This is a genomic window from Mycobacterium sp. WUMAC-067, from assembly GCF_020217485.1.
Classification (GTDB): domain Bacteria; phylum Actinomycetota; class Actinomycetes; order Mycobacteriales; family Mycobacteriaceae; genus Mycobacterium.
In genome coordinates, this window is the sequence record NZ_JAEKMI010000003.1 from 111,762 (window position 1) to 126,433 (window position 14,672).

16 protein-coding genes are annotated in these 14,672 nt (G+C 69.4%); 3 read left to right on the forward strand and 13 right to left on the reverse strand.

Features of this window, described 5'->3' with window-relative positions; translation table 11 throughout:
• Nucleotides 1-36 precede the first annotated feature (36 nt).
• Nucleotides 37-513: a thioesterase family protein gene (locus tag JF781_RS03105; protein WP_225327203.1), complete on the reverse strand. Its 477-nt coding sequence runs from the start codon at nt 511-513 to the stop codon at nt 37-39.
• A gap of 14 nt (nt 514-527) precedes the next feature.
• Between JF781_RS03105 and JF781_RS03110 the strand changes: the two genes are divergently transcribed.
• Entirely contained in the window at nt 528-1,640 is a 1,113-nt protein-coding gene (locus JF781_RS03110) for an alcohol dehydrogenase catalytic domain-containing protein (RefSeq protein WP_225327204.1), read from the forward strand.
• Here the strand turns inward: JF781_RS03110 and JF781_RS03115 are convergent.
• From JF781_RS03115 to JF781_RS03160, 10 genes are all read right to left on the reverse strand, one after another.
• Nucleotides 1,637-2,560, reverse strand: coding sequence for an alpha/beta hydrolase (locus JF781_RS03115; RefSeq protein ID WP_225327205.1), 924 nt, complete (start codon nt 2,558-2,560; stop codon nt 1,637-1,639). The two genes, JF781_RS03110 and JF781_RS03115, sit on opposite strands and share 4 nt — an antisense overlap.
• Nucleotides 2,557-4,077 carry an NAD(P)/FAD-dependent oxidoreductase gene (locus tag JF781_RS03120; RefSeq protein ID WP_225327206.1) on the reverse strand — a complete coding sequence of 507 codons (1,521 nt, stop codon included), beginning with the start codon at nt 4,075-4,077 and terminating at the stop codon, nt 2,557-2,559. The genes JF781_RS03115 and JF781_RS03120 overlap by 4 nt, the downstream gene beginning before the upstream one ends.
• The gene (locus tag JF781_RS03125; protein WP_225327207.1) at nt 4,059-4,787 is read right to left on the reverse strand and encodes an SDR family NAD(P)-dependent oxidoreductase; all 729 of its coding nucleotides are present in this window, start codon (nt 4,785-4,787) and stop codon (nt 4,059-4,061) included. Before JF781_RS03125 ends, JF781_RS03120 begins: the two co-directional genes overlap by 19 nt.
• Nucleotides 4,784-5,194, reverse strand: coding sequence for a nuclear transport factor 2 family protein (locus tag JF781_RS03130; protein ID WP_225327208.1), 411 nt, complete (start codon nt 5,192-5,194; stop codon nt 4,784-4,786). The genes JF781_RS03125 and JF781_RS03130 overlap by 4 nt, the downstream gene beginning before the upstream one ends.
• Nucleotides 5,191-5,952 carry an HpcH/HpaI aldolase/citrate lyase family protein gene (locus tag JF781_RS03135; RefSeq protein ID WP_225327209.1) on the reverse strand — a complete coding sequence of 254 codons (762 nt, stop codon included), beginning with the start codon at nt 5,950-5,952 and terminating at the stop codon, nt 5,191-5,193. Before JF781_RS03135 ends, JF781_RS03130 begins: the two co-directional genes overlap by 4 nt.
• A gap of 10 nt (nt 5,953-5,962) precedes the next feature.
• Nucleotides 5,963-6,931 (reverse strand): zinc-binding dehydrogenase, encoded by a 969-nt coding sequence (locus JF781_RS03140; RefSeq protein ID WP_225327210.1) that lies wholly within the window; start codon nt 6,929-6,931, stop codon nt 5,963-5,965.
• A gap of 1 nt (nt 6,932) precedes the next feature.
• Complete coding sequence (locus tag JF781_RS03145; RefSeq protein ID WP_225327211.1) at nt 6,933-8,153, reverse strand: cytochrome P450; 1,221 nt, start codon at nt 8,151-8,153, stop codon at nt 6,933-6,935.
• Nucleotides 8,154-8,170: 17 nt separating this feature from the next.
• Nucleotides 8,171-8,875: an NIPSNAP family protein gene (locus tag JF781_RS03150; protein WP_225327212.1), complete on the reverse strand. Its 705-nt coding sequence runs from the start codon at nt 8,873-8,875 to the stop codon at nt 8,171-8,173.
• 4 nt (nt 8,876-8,879) lie between these two features.
• On the reverse strand, nt 8,880-9,443 hold the full coding sequence (locus JF781_RS03155) for a hypothetical protein (protein WP_225327213.1): 564 nt from the start codon (nt 9,441-9,443) through the stop codon (nt 8,880-8,882).
• A gap of 158 nt (nt 9,444-9,601) precedes the next feature.
• On the reverse strand, nt 9,602-10,771 hold the full coding sequence (locus JF781_RS03160; protein WP_225327214.1) for a CaiB/BaiF CoA-transferase family protein: 1,170 nt from the start codon (nt 10,769-10,771) through the stop codon (nt 9,602-9,604).
• 181 nt (nt 10,772-10,952) lie between these two features.
• Between JF781_RS03160 and JF781_RS03165 the strand changes: the two genes are divergently transcribed.
• Entirely contained in the window at nt 10,953-11,687 is a 735-nt protein-coding gene (locus JF781_RS03165) for an SDR family NAD(P)-dependent oxidoreductase (RefSeq protein ID WP_225327215.1), read from the forward strand.
• A 119-nt stretch (nt 11,688-11,806) separates the two neighbouring features.
• Nucleotides 11,807-12,490, forward strand: coding sequence for a DUF427 domain-containing protein (locus JF781_RS03170; RefSeq protein ID WP_225327216.1), 684 nt, complete (start codon nt 11,807-11,809; stop codon nt 12,488-12,490).
• A gap of 79 nt (nt 12,491-12,569) precedes the next feature.
• Here the strand turns inward: JF781_RS03170 and JF781_RS03175 are convergent, their stop codons facing one another.
• Together JF781_RS03175 and JF781_RS03180 are read right to left on the reverse strand one after the other, a co-directional pair.
• On the reverse strand, nt 12,570-13,745 hold the full coding sequence (locus tag JF781_RS03175; RefSeq protein ID WP_225327217.1) for an acyl-CoA dehydrogenase family protein: 1,176 nt from the start codon (nt 13,743-13,745) through the stop codon (nt 12,570-12,572).
• Nucleotides 13,746-14,666 carry an LLM class F420-dependent oxidoreductase gene (locus tag JF781_RS03180; RefSeq protein WP_225327218.1) on the reverse strand — a complete coding sequence of 307 codons (921 nt, stop codon included), beginning with the start codon at nt 14,664-14,666 and terminating at the stop codon, nt 13,746-13,748. It lies immediately after the preceding gene.
• Nucleotides 14,667-14,672 lie beyond the last annotated feature (6 nt).

The following is a 14,672-nucleotide window of genomic DNA, read 5'->3' on the forward strand; positions in this document are numbered from 1 at the left end:
GAAAACCCCAGCGCAGGGCGGTATCTGGGCCGGGGGCTAGGCCGATTCGCCGAGGCTGGCCGTCGACAGCAGGGTCCGGATGGGGTCGGGAATCGGGACGGACTTGCGGGTGACGCGGTCGACGTAGACGTGCACCCAGTGTCCCAGCGCGGTGATCGGCCGCGTTTCACCTTCCCCCGTCTCGAACACGCCCAGCCGGTAGGTGACGCTGCTGCGGCCCAGCCGGGTCACGGCCAGACCCACCGCGAGGTTCTGGGGGAAATGCAGTTCGGCGAAGTAGCGGCAGCCCGACTCGGCGACGATGCCCAGCGCCGGTGTGGTGATCGGGTCCAGCCCGGTGCTGGTGTTGATCCAGGCGTTGATCGCGGTGTCGAACAACTGGTAGTAGACGGCGTTGTTGAGGTGGCCGAACATGTCGTTGTCGGCCCACCGCGTCCCGACGGGCCACAGCACCGGGAAGTCGTTGCTGGTCAACCCGTCCGGGGCGGGGGGAACTACTGGAGCCGACGCCATGGTTGTATTCCAGCATGTCCGGAATTCGGGGCGCGGTACTGGAGCACATCGGGGCGGCCCGGCCCTACGCCCAGTCGCGGCCCATCAGCGTCACCGACGTCGACCTCGCGCCCCCGGGGCGCGACGAGGTCCTGGTCCGCGTCGAGGCGGCCGGCATCTGCCACTCCGACCTGTCGGTGGTCGACGGCAACCGGGTGCGCCCGGTGCCGATGCTGCTCGGGCACGAGGCTGCCGGCATCGTCGAGCGGGTCGGCGACGGCGTCGGCGATGTGGCCGTCGGCCAGCGGGTGGTGCTGGTGTTCCTGCCACGCTGCGGCCATTGCGCGGCGTGCGCGACCGAGGGGCTGACGCCGTGTGAACCGGGCAGCGCCGCCAACGGCGCCGGCACCCTGCTGGGCGGTGACATTCGGCTCAGCCGCGCCGGCCGGCCGGTGTATCACCACCTCGGGGTCTCGGGTTTCGCGACGCATGCGGTCGTCAATCGGGCGAGCGCGGTCGCGGTGCCGCCCGACGTGCCGGCCGATGTCGCCGCTCTTTTGGGGTGCGCGGTGCTGACCGGCGGCGGGGCGGTGCTCAACGTGGGGCATCCGCGGCCGGGGCAGACGGTCGCCGTGGTCGGGCTGGGCGGCGTCGGGATGGCGGCGCTGCTCACCGCGCTGACCTATGACGACGTGCGCGTCGTCGCCGTCGACCAGTTGCCCGACAAGTTGACCGCCGCCCGCGGCCTGGGCGCGCACGAGGCGTACACGCCGCAGCAGGCCGCCGACGCGCGGGTGAAGGCCGCCGTGGTCGTCGAGGCGGTCGGCCATCCCGCCGCGCTGGAGACCGCGATCGCCTTGACCGCGCCGGGCGGGCGCACCATCACCGTCGGCCTGCCGCCACCGACCGCCCGGATCACGGTGTCCCCGTTGGGTTTTGTGGCCGAGGGCCGCTCGCTGATCGGCAGCTATCTGGGCTCGGCGGTGCCCAGCCGGGACATTCCCCGGTTCGTCGAGCTGTGGCGCTCGGGCCGGCTGCCGGTGCAATCGCTGGTGTCGTCGACGATCGGGCTGGACGACATCAACGAGGCGATGGACCATTTGGCCGACGGCACCGCGGTGCGCCAGCTCATCCGATTCGACGGTTAGTCGCCGTGCAGCGCGCTGGACACGGCGCTGCCTTGCAGCGCGAACAAGTGTTGCGAGCCCGACCATTCCGGCAGCAGTGAATCGAATCCGTGGCAGGCGCGCCCGAACACGTGCAGCTCGGCCGAGACTCCGGCGCGCAGGAGCCGCAGCGCGCAGTCGATGGCCTCGTCCCGGAACGGGTCGATCTCGGCGCAGCTGATCAAAGCCGGTGGCAGACGGGCAAATTCGGTCCTCCGCGCGGGCACCGCGGCCCCCGACGCGGTTTCGGGGCCCAGGTAGTAGCGCCACATCAGGTCGGCGCCCTCGCCGTCGAACGCCGGGCTGGTGCGGAATTCCGCCTTGGACGGGGTGGCCCGGTCGTCGAGTACCGGCTGGTGCAGGAGCTGGAACACCACCGGCGGCAACGCCCCGTCGGCGGCGGCGTGCGCCAGGCAGGCGGCCAGGGCGGCGCCGGCGCTGCTGCCCGCGACGGCCAGCCGTGCCGGATCCACTCCGAGCGCGGCCGCGTCGCCGACCACCCAGCGCAGCACGGCGCTCGCGTCCTCGAGCGCGGCCGGATAGGGGTGCTCCGGTGCCAGCCGGTAGTCCACCGACACCACCGTGCAGCGGCCGCGCCGGGCGAGTTCCACACACTGGCGGTGATCGGTGTCCAGGTTGCCCAGCGCGAATCCGCCGGCGTGGCAATAGACGACGACGGGTGCCGGGGTGGGTCCGCCGCGGTAGATGCGCACCGGGACACCGCCCGCGTTGTCCTCGACGATGCGGACGTCGCGGGCGTCGGTCTGCTGGGCGCTGACGCGGCGGCGTTCGTTGAACGGTTCACGGGTCAATTGGATTGCGGCAGGCGAGAAGTCGGTGCGCTCGGTCGCGATCGCGCGCAGCGCCGGGTCGAGTCGATCGGCGCCGTCGAGCTCCGTCATCGGGTTCCCGCCTCGGGCACGGCGACCGGCGACGCGGTGGTGGTGGCGGGCGGCTCGAACCGGAAGTCGGCCGGTCTGAACCGGCGCGTCATCCCCCAGAAGGTTCGCGCGCTGCGCGGCCATTGGGTGACCACCCGTCCGTTGGGAGCGCGGAAGTAGTTGCTGCACTGGGTGGTCCAGACGGTGCCCTCCATCCATCGGTCGATCTTGTCGACGAAGTCGGCGAGCGCCGCGAGACGCACCGCGACGTAGCGCCTGCGGTGGCGGCGCAGGTGCCGAAGCGCCCGCACGATGTAGCGCGCCTGGGCTTCGAGGATGAAGACGACGCTGTTGGAGCCGACGTTGGTGTTCGGCCCGTACAGCATGAAGAAGTTGGGGAATTCCGGCACGGCCATGCCCAGGTAGGCGTGCGCGCCGTCGCGCCAGACCTGCCGCAGCGTGATGCCGTGTTCGCCGACAACGTCCAGATCCCCGAGATAGTCGGCGGCGGCGTAGCCGGTGGCGCAGACCACCAGGTCGACCTCGCGTTCGGTGCCGTCTTCGGTGACCAGGGACCGGGCACGCAGGTAGCGTGCCGGGCTGGTCACCACCTCGACGTTGGGCCGGGTCAGCGCGGGCAGGTAATCCGAGGAGAACACCAGCCGCTTGCAGCCCATCGGATGGTCCGGCGTGAGCTTGCGGCGCAATTCCTCGTCGTCGACGGTCTTTTCGAGTAGCTGCAGGGCGAGAGCGGTGAATTGCTCGGTCTTTTCGCTGCCGTGCTCGATCACCGAGATGTTGGATTCGCTGCGCAGCCACAGCCGGGTCCGGTAGATCTTCTTGACCAACGGGAGGTGCGCGAAGGCCCAGCGTTCCCGCCGCGTGTAGTGCCGGTCGGGCTTGGGCAGGATCCAGGTGGGCGATCGTTGCACCGAATACACCGTGTCGGCCACTTTGGCCAGTTCGGGGATCAGCTGGGAGGCGGTGGATCCGGTGCCCAGCACCGCGATTCTCTTGCCTTGCAGCGGGATCGAGTGGTCCCAGCGCGACGAGTGCATCACGGTTCCGGTGAAGGGTTCTTCTTCGATGAGGTCGGGCATCAGCGGCCGGGTGAACAGGCCCACGGCCGAGACGACCACGTTGAAGTGATGCTGTTCGCCGGCCGCGGTGGTCAGGCACCACAGCTGGGTGTCGGGATCCCATTGTGCGGAGCGGATTTCGGTGCGCAGTTTCAGGTGGGGCCGCAGACCGTGCTTGTCGGCGCTGCGCTGGAAGTAGTCCAGGATTTCGGGTTGTCCCGACCACAGCCGTGACCAGTGGGCGTTGAGGTCGAAGGAGAACGAGTAGAGGTGCGACTTGACGTCGCAGGCCAGTCCCGGGTAGGTGTTGATCCGCCAGGTGCCCCCGACGCCGTCTTCGCGGTCGAAGATGGTGAAGTCGCCAAACCCGGCGCGCGACAGCATGATTCCGAGCGCCAGGCCGCCGGGGCCCGCGCCGATGATGCCGACCGACAGGTCGCTCATCGGATCTGCAGGCATTGACCACCGTCGATGATGAGCTCGGAGCCGGTGATGAACGACGCCTCGCCGGAGACCAGGAAGGCCACGGCGTCGGCGACTTCGTCGGGCCGGCCTATCCGCCCGGACATCGATGCCTCGGCCAGCCGGGCCTGGGTGGTCTCGTCGAGCATCGAGGTGGCGATGGGCCCGGGGAACACGGCGTTGACCCGGATGCCGGAGGGGGCGAGTTCGGCCGCGGCGGTTTGGGTCAGGCCGCGCAGCGCCCACTTCGACGAGCCGTAGGCGCTGTGCTGGGGGAACGGGCGGATCGCGCCGGTGCTGCAGATGTTGACGATGGACGCGTCGGGGGCCGCGCGCAGGTGTGCCAGCGCCGCGCGTATGCCGAGGAAGGCGCCCAAACAGTTGACCCGCCACGAGTTTTCGAATCCTTCGGCCGTCTCCTCGGTCAGCGGAGCCCGGTGCAGCACGCCGGCGCAGTTGACCAGGGTGCTCAGCGACCCGAACCGGTCGACGACCTGTTCGACGGCCGAGTCCCACTGCGGTTCCGAGGTGACGTCGAGCTCCACCGCGATCAGGTGCTCGTCGCCCGATTCGCGCACCGCGGCGGCGAGTTGATCGGTCCGCAGATCGCAGGCGGCCACCGAAAACCCTTTGACGCGTAGTCGTTCGGCGATGGCCCGGCCCTGCCCGCCGGCCGCGCCGGTCACGAGTGCGACGCGTGGGTTCATGCGGGCGCGTCCTCGGGGCTGTCGGCCAGTCCGCCGCGGGTGATGAAGCTGCACCGACGCCGCGCGAAGCGCCACTGCCCGGCGACGAGCGTCAGCTCGTCGTCGTAGAGCGCGGGCCGCAGCTCCAGATCGCCGACCCGGACGAACAGCACCTGCGATCTGGCGGTGGCGCGCTCACCATCGACCGCGATATGCGAGACGCCGGTCAGATGCAGGCCGTGCGCCGCGTCGCGGAACATGCCGGCGATCCCGTCGTGCCCGGCGAAAGTCTTGCCGTAGACCAGGAATTCGCCGTCGGGGGCGAACAGCTGGACGCAGCCGTCGACATCACCGGCATCGAGTGCGAGGGCGTAGGCGGCGATCAGGTCGCGGATCGCGGCCTGATCGTCCGACGGGCGGGCGGTCATTGCGTCGCCTCACGCAGGTGTTCGGCGGCCCCACGCCGCAGCGCCTGGGACTCGGCGGCCAGGGTGATCATGCCGAACCCCAACCGCGCCATGGCCTGGCCCGTCGTGCCGTCCCCGGCGTGGATGCCGGTGACCAGCCCGGCGTCCGAGGCCGCCCGGTGGATGCGCGTGATCGCGCCGAGCACCTCGGGGTGCCGGGTCGCCCCGAGGACGCCGACGCCCATCGAGACGGCGAGATCGGCGGGGCCGACGTAGATTCCGGTCAGGCCGTCGACGGCGCAGATCTCGTCGATGCCGGAGAGCGCCGCGGCGGTCTCGATCATCGCGAACACGCTCACCCGGGTTTCGTGGGCGGCGGGGTCGGCACCGAGGCTGGCGCGCAGCGGGCCGAAGCTGCGCACGCCCGCCGGCGGGTAGCGGGTGGCGGCCACCGCCGCCGCGGCCTGGTCGGCCGATTCGATCATCGCGATGACGACGGCGTCGGCGCCGGCGTCGGCCACCCGCCCGATCGGCGCGGCGTCGGCGTTGGGCAGGCGCACCGCGGTGCCGAGCGGCAGGTGTTCGGTGCGGCGCAGCATGCGGGCGATGCCGGCGTCGTCGAGATAGCCGTGCTGGGCGTCGAATCCGACGTAGTCGTAACCGGCGCGGGCGAACTCCTCGGGTCCCAGCCACGTCGGCCCGGTGACCCAGCCGCCGAAGATCACGGGCTTGTTCCTCCTCAGCGCCAGCTGCAGATTGCTCGGCGAAGCGCCCGTCACGGTCGGCCCCTCACCCGGCGATCGCGATCTTGATACGCTCGGCCACCGGTCGGCAGGCCAGCTCGAACGCGTCCTGCACCGCCTCGACGTCGAACGTGTGGGTGAGGTAGGCGCCGAGCAGCCAGGGGTGCTCGGCGGTGAACTTGCCCGCGAGCTCCAGCATCCGCCGACGGTCAAGCGTCACACCGGATTTCAGCGTCAGGTTGTTGCGCAGCATGGCCCGCATGCTGATCGGATACATCTCGTCGTCGGCGACGCCGAAATAGAAGACGGTGCCGCCGGGTGCGGTGGCGTCGATGGCGTGCGTCAGGGTGGCGACCTGGTGGCCGACCGCCTCGATGACGACGTCGGCGCGGTCCCCGGGCGCGAGCTGACTCGCCCAGCGGTCGCTGGTGGCGCGCACCGGGTCGTCGACGCCGAATGCCCTTGCCAGATCACGGCGGTCGATGGGGTCGACCCCGGTGACGCGCCGCGCGCCGGCCGCCTTGGCGACGTAGGAGAACAGCAGGCCGATCGATCCCTGGCCGATGATCGCGACGTGCCGGCCGGCCAAATCGCCGAGCTGCTCGCAGGCGTAGAGCACACAGGCCAACGGTTGCAGGCCGATGGCCTGCGCCGGCGTCAGCGCCGGGTCGTAGGGCGCCAGCCCGTCGCCGTTGCTCACGATGCGTTCCATCATGCCGTCGAACCCGGACGCCCAGCCGACGACGAGGTCCCGGGGACGGTGCGCGGGGTGCCGGCTGGCGATCACCTCGCCGGCCACCTCGTGGATGGGGAAGCCGTCCTTCTCGGGGCCGCTGCGCCCGTCGTCACCGGGGATTCGGCCCCTGGCACCGCGAAACGCGGGCAGATCGCTGCCGCAGACGCCGGCGGCGAGGAACCGCAGCAGCACCTGCCCGTCGGTCAGGGAGTCGGGTGTCGCGTCCGCGATCGTCGTCCGCTCGAACTGATACGGGGCGATGAGCCGGTAGGACCACACGTCAGACCTCCACCGGGATGTTGTTCCAACCCCATTGGAAGCTGGACGGCAACCGGGTGGCGGCTTCGGCTCGGATCGCGTAGTCGGGCACCCGGCGCAGCCATTCCTGCAGCAGCACAGCCATTTCCAGCCTCGCCAGGTGGTATCCGATGCAGAAGTGCTGGCCACGGCCGAACGCCAGCGAGCGGCGGATGGGCCGGTCCCAGATGAATTCGTCGGGCTCGGGGTACTCCCGCTCGTCGCGGCTGGCCGAGGCGAGCAGGGTGATGACGCGCTGGCCGGGGCTGATCGTCCGACCGTGAATGTCGAAGGGCTTGCGCGCCGTTCGCGCGAACCACTGCGCCGGCGCGCAGTACCGGATCATCTCCTCACGCGCGACGGGCACGTTGCTTGCGGGATCGGCGCGGACGGCGACCAGCTGGTCGGGGCGTTGGGTGAGCTCCCACAGCCCGTGGGCGACGATCTTGGGCACCGTCTCGGTGCCCCCGATGAAGATGCACAGCATCTGGGTGGCGACTTCCATGTCGTCGAGCGCGCTGCCGTCGGGCAGGTGATAGCCGAGCAGGCCGTCGACCACGTCGAGCGGCGGCCCGGACTGGTCGGCGCGGCGGCGGGCGACCGCGGGGAGCAGGAATTCGAAGTAGTTCGGGCGCGCCTGCCCGGTGTCCACGCCGACGCCGGGCTGGGCGAGGCTGCCGGCGTTGACCGCGGCGAGGACTTGCGGCGCGAGATCGGTGGGAATGCCCAGCAGTTCGCAGACAATGGCGGCGACCACGACACCGCCGTAGTCCTGGGTCAGGTCGAACGAGCCGCGCGGCAGCAGCAGGTCGAGGCGTTCGTTGGCCAGCTCCCGGATCCTGCCCTCGAGGTCGGTGACCGAACGCGGCCGAAACGGCCGGGAGTGCGTGCGCCGGATCTCGCCGTACAGGTCGGCGTCGAACATGGCGTGGAACGGCAGCGGGTGCAGCGGCGGGTCGTCGACCGGTCCGGAGTTGTGTTGCGCCAGAACCGATGCCGCCGGCAGCGTGCCCTCCGAGGCGACGAACGTGCCGTTGTTGACTTCCAAAACTTTCCAGATGTCCTCGAAACGCGACAGCGCGAAGGTGTCCCACTGCGGCATGTAGTACACCGGGTGGTGGTCGCGCAGGATTCGGTAGTAGGGCAACGGGTTTGCCATCACCGCGGCGTCGAAGGGGTCGTAGCTGAAGTCGGTGTCGTTCATCGGTCCTTGGCGCTCGGTCACTGCAGCGGCGAAGGCGGTAGGGCCTGCAGGATGGAATCTTCCCAGCCGTCCCGCAACGCCGGGGCCACGCTCATCCAGGTGACGATCTCGGCGGGTGGGCTCTCCTTCCACGAGGGGTAGTGCTCGGCGAAGCAGTCCCATCCCCCGTCCAGCGCCCAGTAGTGGATGACCTCGTTGAAGCGGAAGGTCGTGGTGAACGAGCCGAGCCAGCGTTTTCCGGTGCGTTCCGACCACGGCACGTAGAGCCGCTCCAGCTCCCGGATGTAGTCGTCCTGGCGGCCCGGCTTGGTCTGCATGATCTCCTGAATCACCAGCGGCGCAGTGAAATTGGCCTCACGCAGCTGGGCGAGCGTCCGGTTGCTGGGTCCGGCGTACATGATGCGGCCCTCGCCCGAGGCGCCGAGGTCGGCCAGGAACGCCGACCATTTGCCGGCGGCCGCCTCGTGACTGCCGCCGCGGGCCTGCGCGGCGCCGATCCTGGCGTAGTCGGCGAACCCGTCGATCTCCCAGATGACCGTCACCTGCGGCCAGTGGCCGTTGTACGGGGTGGATTCCCAGATCGCGAACAGCCGGGCGCCGAGTTGTTCCATCATCGGCTGGTAAGTGTCGGCGAAGATGTCGGTGAACCGGTCGCTTCGCCCGGATCCCAGCGAGATCGTCTCGTGCAGGTAGAGCAGCGCGTGTTTGTAGTACTTCTTCATGGGCCTAGTCGAGCCGGATCAGGTCGGAGTCGGCCCCCGAACCCACGTCGCACAGCAGCGTCTCGGTGGGCGCGACCGTGGCGTCCGAAATGCCCGCCGCCGCAAGCGCATAGCCTTTGAACGTGCGCGCCGCCCCGCTGAGCAGGTGCTGGGCGCGGGTCGTCGCACGATGCACTCCCAGCGGCCACCCGTCGCCCCACAGGGCGACCTCCGTCAGCCGGTTGTCCAGCGATTCGAGGACCGCGTCGCGCACCCGCGCGTCGGCGGTGAACGCGTCGGCGCTGACGGCGAGGCTGGTCGAGCCCGACCCCAGGGCGGCCAGGGATGACTCGAGGTCCGATACCCGCACCCCCAGGATCCGCAGCGCTCGGGTGTCGCGGCCCTGCGGGAGGAGCACGGTCACCTCCCAGCCGGCCATCGCCCGGTCGTAGAGCCAACCCCCGGCCGATTGCACGACGTCGACGGCGCTGGCGGCGACCACGTCCAGTCGATAGCGCAGGCCCTCACCGTTGGGGTGGGGTGCTTCCCCGGCGCTGCTCTTGCTGATCTCGAACGTTGGAGCGACCATCGATCCATTCCTCACACGGCCCCAACGACTCCGTTGGCGGGCCTCACGCGCTTGTCATGGGCTTTCTCAAGGGCTGGAGCCGCTTCACGCGTCGGGTGAAGCGACTCACCGCACAGCGTGACACTTCTGGCGAAATTTGTAAAGGTCCCGGCGGGCCGTCACGAACCGCGGCGCGCCTCGAGGTCGGCCAGGACTTCCTCGGTGTGCTGCCCGAGTTCTGGTGCCGCAGAACGCGGCGCCCAGGGGGTGCCGTGAAAATCCGCCGGCGTGGCCACCATCGGCACGGCCGCGTCCCCGTCGGGCACGTCGACGATGCCGCCCGCGGCGTGGAACTGCTCGTCGGCCACGACGTCCTCGAGCGTGTTGACCGGTGACCAGAAGAAATCCGGTTCGCCGGCGAAGACCTGCGCCCATTCGTCGAGGGGGCGCGTCGCAAAAATCTCGTCCAGCGCGACGATCAGCGCCGCCGAGTTGACCGCGCGGGAGCGGGCATCGGCGAACCGCGGGTCGTCGCGCCATTCGGGCCGACCCACGGCACGGCACAGCGCCGGCCAGTGCCGCTCGGCCTCCAGGCCGACGATCCAAAACCGCCGCCCGTCTTGGGCGGCGTAGTTGTTCATGCACGGGTTGCCCATCGATTCGCGTTGCCCGATCGCGATCGGCTGGCCGCTCATCAGATAGGTGTTCAGGTCGAAGCTCACGGTGTAGGCGCCCTGCCGGTACAGCGAGGTGGTCACCAATTGGCCCGCCCCGGTGCGTTCGCGCGCCAGCAGTGCCGCGCACACGGCCGCGGCCATCGTCATCCCGGCGGAGTGGTCCCCCATCCCGCCGCGCTGAAACGGGGGCGTCTCGCCGGGCCGGGTGAGCAGGTGGGCGACCCCGGCCCGGGCCCAGAACGCGGCCACGTCGAAGGCGGCGCGATCGGCGTCCGGCCCGTTGTCGCCGTATCCGGTGATGAGCCCGTAGACCAGGCGGGGATTGGCCGCCGACACCGGCTCGAAGTCCAGCCCCAGGCGTTGCAGCGCGCCGGGTCGCACGTTGGTCAGGAAAACGTCTGCGCCGGCGAGCAATTCGAACGCGGTGGCGCGGCCCGCGTCGGTGCCGAGATCGAGGACCACGCTGCGCTTGGAGCGGTTGTCCATTTCGAACGGCGGGTTGAGGCCTATGTCGCAGCCGAGCATGCGGCCGAACGTGCGCGCCGGATCACCCGTCGGCGGTTCGATCTTGATCACGTCGGCGCCCCAGTCCGCCAGGATGCCGCCGGCGGCCGGTCCGGCCACCCACACCCCGAGCTCGACGACCTTGACGCCTTCCACCGGTCCCGCCATGGCTACGTTCCTACTCCCTGCTCCCGCCGCCCGTTGCCACCGGGTCAGCCGGTTCGCCGTCGTGATCTGCCCATCGATGATTCTGGGCCGGCCCTCGTATCGGAATACCTGCGGGCATCGCGCAACGACGGGCCGCGGCAAGCCCGCCCAATACGACACCGTTCAACGAAAGGAGAGCATCGTGGTCACAATCTCAGGCAGGGCGGTGCTGATCACCGGGGGCAATCGAGGCATCGGCAGCGCGCTCGTCACCGAGGCCTTGCACCGTGGGGCGCGACGGGTGTATGTCGGCACCCGGAAGGCGTTGGCCGACAACGACGATTCCCGCGTGACACCGCTGGCCCTGGACATCACCGACCCCGCGCAGATTCGACGCGCCGTGGAAGGGGTCGACTCCCTCGATGTCCTGATCAACAATGCCGGCCTGGCGGTTTACGACGACCTCAGCGCCGCCTCCGCACTCCGAACGCATCTCGCGGTGAATCTGCTCGGAACGTACGACGTGATTCAGGCTTTCCTGCCGATGTTGACCCGATCCGCGGGATCGATCGTCAACAATCTGTCGGTGAACGCCCTGGCGCCGCTGCCGCTGATCCCGGCCTACTCGATCTCCAAGGATGCCGCGTTCTCCCTCACGCAATCGCTGCGTGTCATCTTGGCCGGGCGGGGCGTGCGGGTTCATGCGGTGCTGACCGGACCCGTCGACACCGACATGACCCGAGGCCTCGACATCCCCAAGGCCTCAACGCAATCCGTGGCGCAAGGCATCTTCGACGGGCTGGAGAACGGCGACGACGAGATCTTTCCCGACCCGATGTCACGTTCGTTGGCACAAAGCTGGCAGGGGGGCGTCGCCAAGCAGCTCGAGCAGCAGTACGCGGCGCTGCTCGCACACGAAGATCCGGTCAGATCCTGACTCTCACCCGGTCGACTCCCATCGGGCGCATACGCTAACCGGGGCTGTCGCAGCGAAGCCGGTGTGCACCACAATGGCCTACGCGGGAGTACACGATTCGTTGCAACCGGGAGGAACAGATGACTCTGGTGGCCGGGCGCGGTCCGCTCAGCAGCGATCCGGCGGGGCGCTTCTCGCCGGCGATACCGGACGGGCCTGAAGGGATCGTGTACGTCGAGCCGCATCCGCGGCGCGTCCAGGCGGTCAAGGACGGGCGGCTGGTGATCGACACCGAGCGGGCGCTGCTGGTGCACCGGCGGGGGCGCCCACTGGGCTACGTCTTCGCGGCCGACGAGGTCGGTGACCTGCCGAGTGAGCCGGAGCCGGAGGCACCGGGCTTCGTTCAGGTTCCCTGGGACGCGGTCGACGCGTGGTTCGAGGAGGGGCGCAAACTCGTCCACTACCCGCCCAATCCCTATCACCGCGTGGACTGCCGTGCGACGCAACGACGCCTGCGCGTCCGCGTCGGCGCGACCACGCTGGTCGACACGGACGACACGATGATCCTCTTCGAGACCGCGCTCGAGCCGAGGTTGTATGTCGACCCCGCACACGTGCGGACGGATCTGCTGCGGCAATCCGAGACGTCGAGTTACTGCAACTACAAAGGCTTTGCGACGTATTGGTCGTTCGTCTCGGGCGAGAATGTCGTCGAGGACGTCGCCTGGTGTTATCCGGACCCGCCGCCGGAAAGCCTGCCGATCAAGGGATTTCTCAGCTTCGACCACGCCCGCGCCGACGTGCTGGCCGAGCTCCCGCGGTAGCCCGCTGGGTCTCGCGAGACTGTAACTGGCAACGCGTTCCCCGGGTGCCACCGTCGGTGGTTGCAGTCTCGCGGCACGATCAGCGGCCGTAACTGGGACGCCCGAGCCCCAGCTCGTGCTGGGCGATCATGTTGCGGAACACCTCCATGGTGCCGCCGTAGATCCCGGCCGGCACGCCGTGCCGGAAGATGAACTCGATGGCACCATTATCGGCGGAACCCGTTGTGTCGGTGGGCAATGCCGATGCGGTCCCGAGCAAGTCCATCAATTCCTGGGAGACCTCGCGCATGGTCTGGATGAGCCCGACCCGCCCGTACATTCCGGGAGTCGACATGGCCGCCTCGATGCGGGCCATGGCGCGCCCGAGCCGGTATTTCGTCGCCTCGTCGTCGATCGGGCGCCGTCCGCTCGCGTCGGGTGTGGCCAGGATGGCGGCGACCCCGTCGGCCGCCTCGGCCATCAGGTGGCCGTGCTCGGAGAGCATCGAAATGTTCTGCAGGCCATGGTCTTCGATATCGGTGATGCCATGCTCGGCGTCGAGGGCGAAGCGCATCACCGTCCAGCCGGCGTTGACCTCGCCGATCCGGTAGAGGTCGTCGACCCGCACGTCGCTGTAGTACACGATGTTGGTGCGGTCGCCGTCGATGGTGCGGATGCCCTGGATTTCGATGCCCTGCGAATCCAGCGGCACCAGAAACATGGTCAGGTTCTTGTGTTTCGGGCCCTGCGGGTCGGTGTTGGTGAGCAGGAAGACGTACTTGGCGTTCTGCGCGTTCGAGGTGAACATCTTGGAGCCGTTGATGATCCACGCGTCACCGTCGCGCACCGCGCGGGTCTTGCAGGTGGCGACGTCGGAGCCGCCCTCGGGCTCGGTGTAGCCCAGGCACAGCCGGATCTCACCGGACAGCACGCCCGGCAGCACCGCATCAACGAGTTCGGGTGCGCCGAACCGCTGCACCAACCGCGCGACGACCGCCGTGGTGCCCCAGTGGAACCACGGGGCGTGGGCGCGACCGATCTCGAGGTGGAAGATCCGGCGGCGCACCGGATTGAAGCCGCCTTCGGACTCCAGCTTCCAGTCGGATGCGAGATAACCCGCTTCGCTCAGCGCCAAATGGACCGGCTCACTGAAGTTCTCACCGGTCTCACGATCGCGCCGCCGTACCTCGTCGGTGACGTGTTCGGCGATGAACCCCCGGAACCGATCGTAGAAATCCTGGTCCTCGGGCGAGAGCGCTACGCGGGAGAAGTCCATTCAGGCCGCGTCGATCACGAGGGTGCGGAAACGGTCCAGGGTCTCGAGCGCGTGCGTCATGCTGTCGCCGGGCAGGTGCACGCTGACCCAGGTCACCCCCAGCTTCGCCAGCTCGTCCAGGCCGTCCAGGTACGCGTCGGCGTTGAACGCGTCGTCGGCGGGACTGCCACCCTCGAAGTTGGTGAACGTGATGTCGATCGCCGACCAATCCCGGCCCGCCGCATCGCATCTACGCCGCAGGTCCTCGATACCCTCGGTGAGTTTCTGCACCGAGTCGATGGTGGCCGTGCCCGCGGTCTGCGCCAACTGGGGCGGGGCGGGAAACGGGCACCAGCCGTCGCCGTACTGCGCCACCCGCTGGCGCGATGCGGTGGTGTTGCCGCCGATCCAGATCGGCGGGTGGGGGCTGCTGACGGGCCGGGGATGCGCGGTGATGCCGCGGGCGCTGAAATGCTTTCCCTCGAAGGAGATGTCGTCTCCGGTCCAGACGGCCCGGATCACCTGCAGCGCCTCCTCGAACAGCTCGGCGCGCTCGTCGTAGCTGACGCCCAGCGCCGCGAACTCACGCTTGAGGTAGCCCACGCCCACCGCGAGCGTGAAGCGACCGCCGGACAGCAGGTCGAGGGTGGCGCCGGACTTGGCCACCACGAACGGGTTTCGGTAGGGCAGCACCACGATGTTGGGGATCAGCCGCAGGGTCGACGTGGTGGCGGCGGCGAAACCCAGTGCGACGAAAGGGTCTAGCGCGTCATGCCCGCCCGCGTCGAGCCACCGCTGTGACGGCGCGGGGTGGTCGGTGAAGCCGAATCCGTGGATGCCGGCCGCCTCGGTGGCCGCGGCCACCTTGCCGATGCCGTCCCCACTCACCAATTCCGGGTTGTAGGGATGGCTGTGCATCGGGTGGGTGATGGTGAAGCGCATCTGACT

Coding starts and splice junctions, on each gene's coding strand:
- JF781_RS03105 (WP_225327203.1), bottom strand. CDS start 513: ATGGCGTCGGCTCCAGTAGTTCCCCCCGCCCCGGACGGGTTGACCAGC.
- JF781_RS03110 (WP_225327204.1), top strand. CDS start 528: ATGTCCGGAATTCGGGGCGCGGTACTGGAGCACATCGGGGCGGCCCGG.
- JF781_RS03115 (WP_225327205.1), bottom strand. CDS start 2,560: ATGACGGAGCTCGACGGCGCCGATCGACTCGACCCGGCGCTGCGCGCG.
- JF781_RS03120 (WP_225327206.1), bottom strand. CDS start 4,077: ATGCCTGCAGATCCGATGAGCGACCTGTCGGTCGGCATCATCGGCGCG.
- JF781_RS03125 (WP_225327207.1), bottom strand. CDS start 4,787: ATGAACCCACGCGTCGCACTCGTGACCGGCGCGGCCGGCGGGCAGGGC.
- JF781_RS03130 (WP_225327208.1), bottom strand. CDS start 5,194: ATGACCGCCCGCCCGTCGGACGATCAGGCCGCGATCCGCGACCTGATC.
- JF781_RS03145 (WP_225327211.1), bottom strand. CDS start 8,153: ATGAACGACACCGACTTCAGCTACGACCCCTTCGACGCCGCGGTGATG.
- JF781_RS03150 (WP_225327212.1), bottom strand. CDS start 8,875: ATGAAGAAGTACTACAAACACGCGCTGCTCTACCTGCACGAGACGATC.
- JF781_RS03155 (WP_225327213.1), bottom strand. CDS start 9,443: ATGGTCGCTCCAACGTTCGAGATCAGCAAGAGCAGCGCCGGGGAAGCA.
- JF781_RS03160 (WP_225327214.1), bottom strand. CDS start 10,771: ATGGCGGGACCGGTGGAAGGCGTCAAGGTCGTCGAGCTCGGGGTGTGG.
- JF781_RS03170 (WP_225327216.1), top strand. CDS start 11,807: ATGACTCTGGTGGCCGGGCGCGGTCCGCTCAGCAGCGATCCGGCGGGG.
- JF781_RS03175 (WP_225327217.1), bottom strand. CDS start 13,745: ATGGACTTCTCCCGCGTAGCGCTCTCGCCCGAGGACCAGGATTTCTAC.
- JF781_RS03180 (WP_225327218.1), bottom strand. CDS start 14,666: ATGCGCTTCACCATCACCCACCCGATGCACAGCCATCCCTACAACCCG.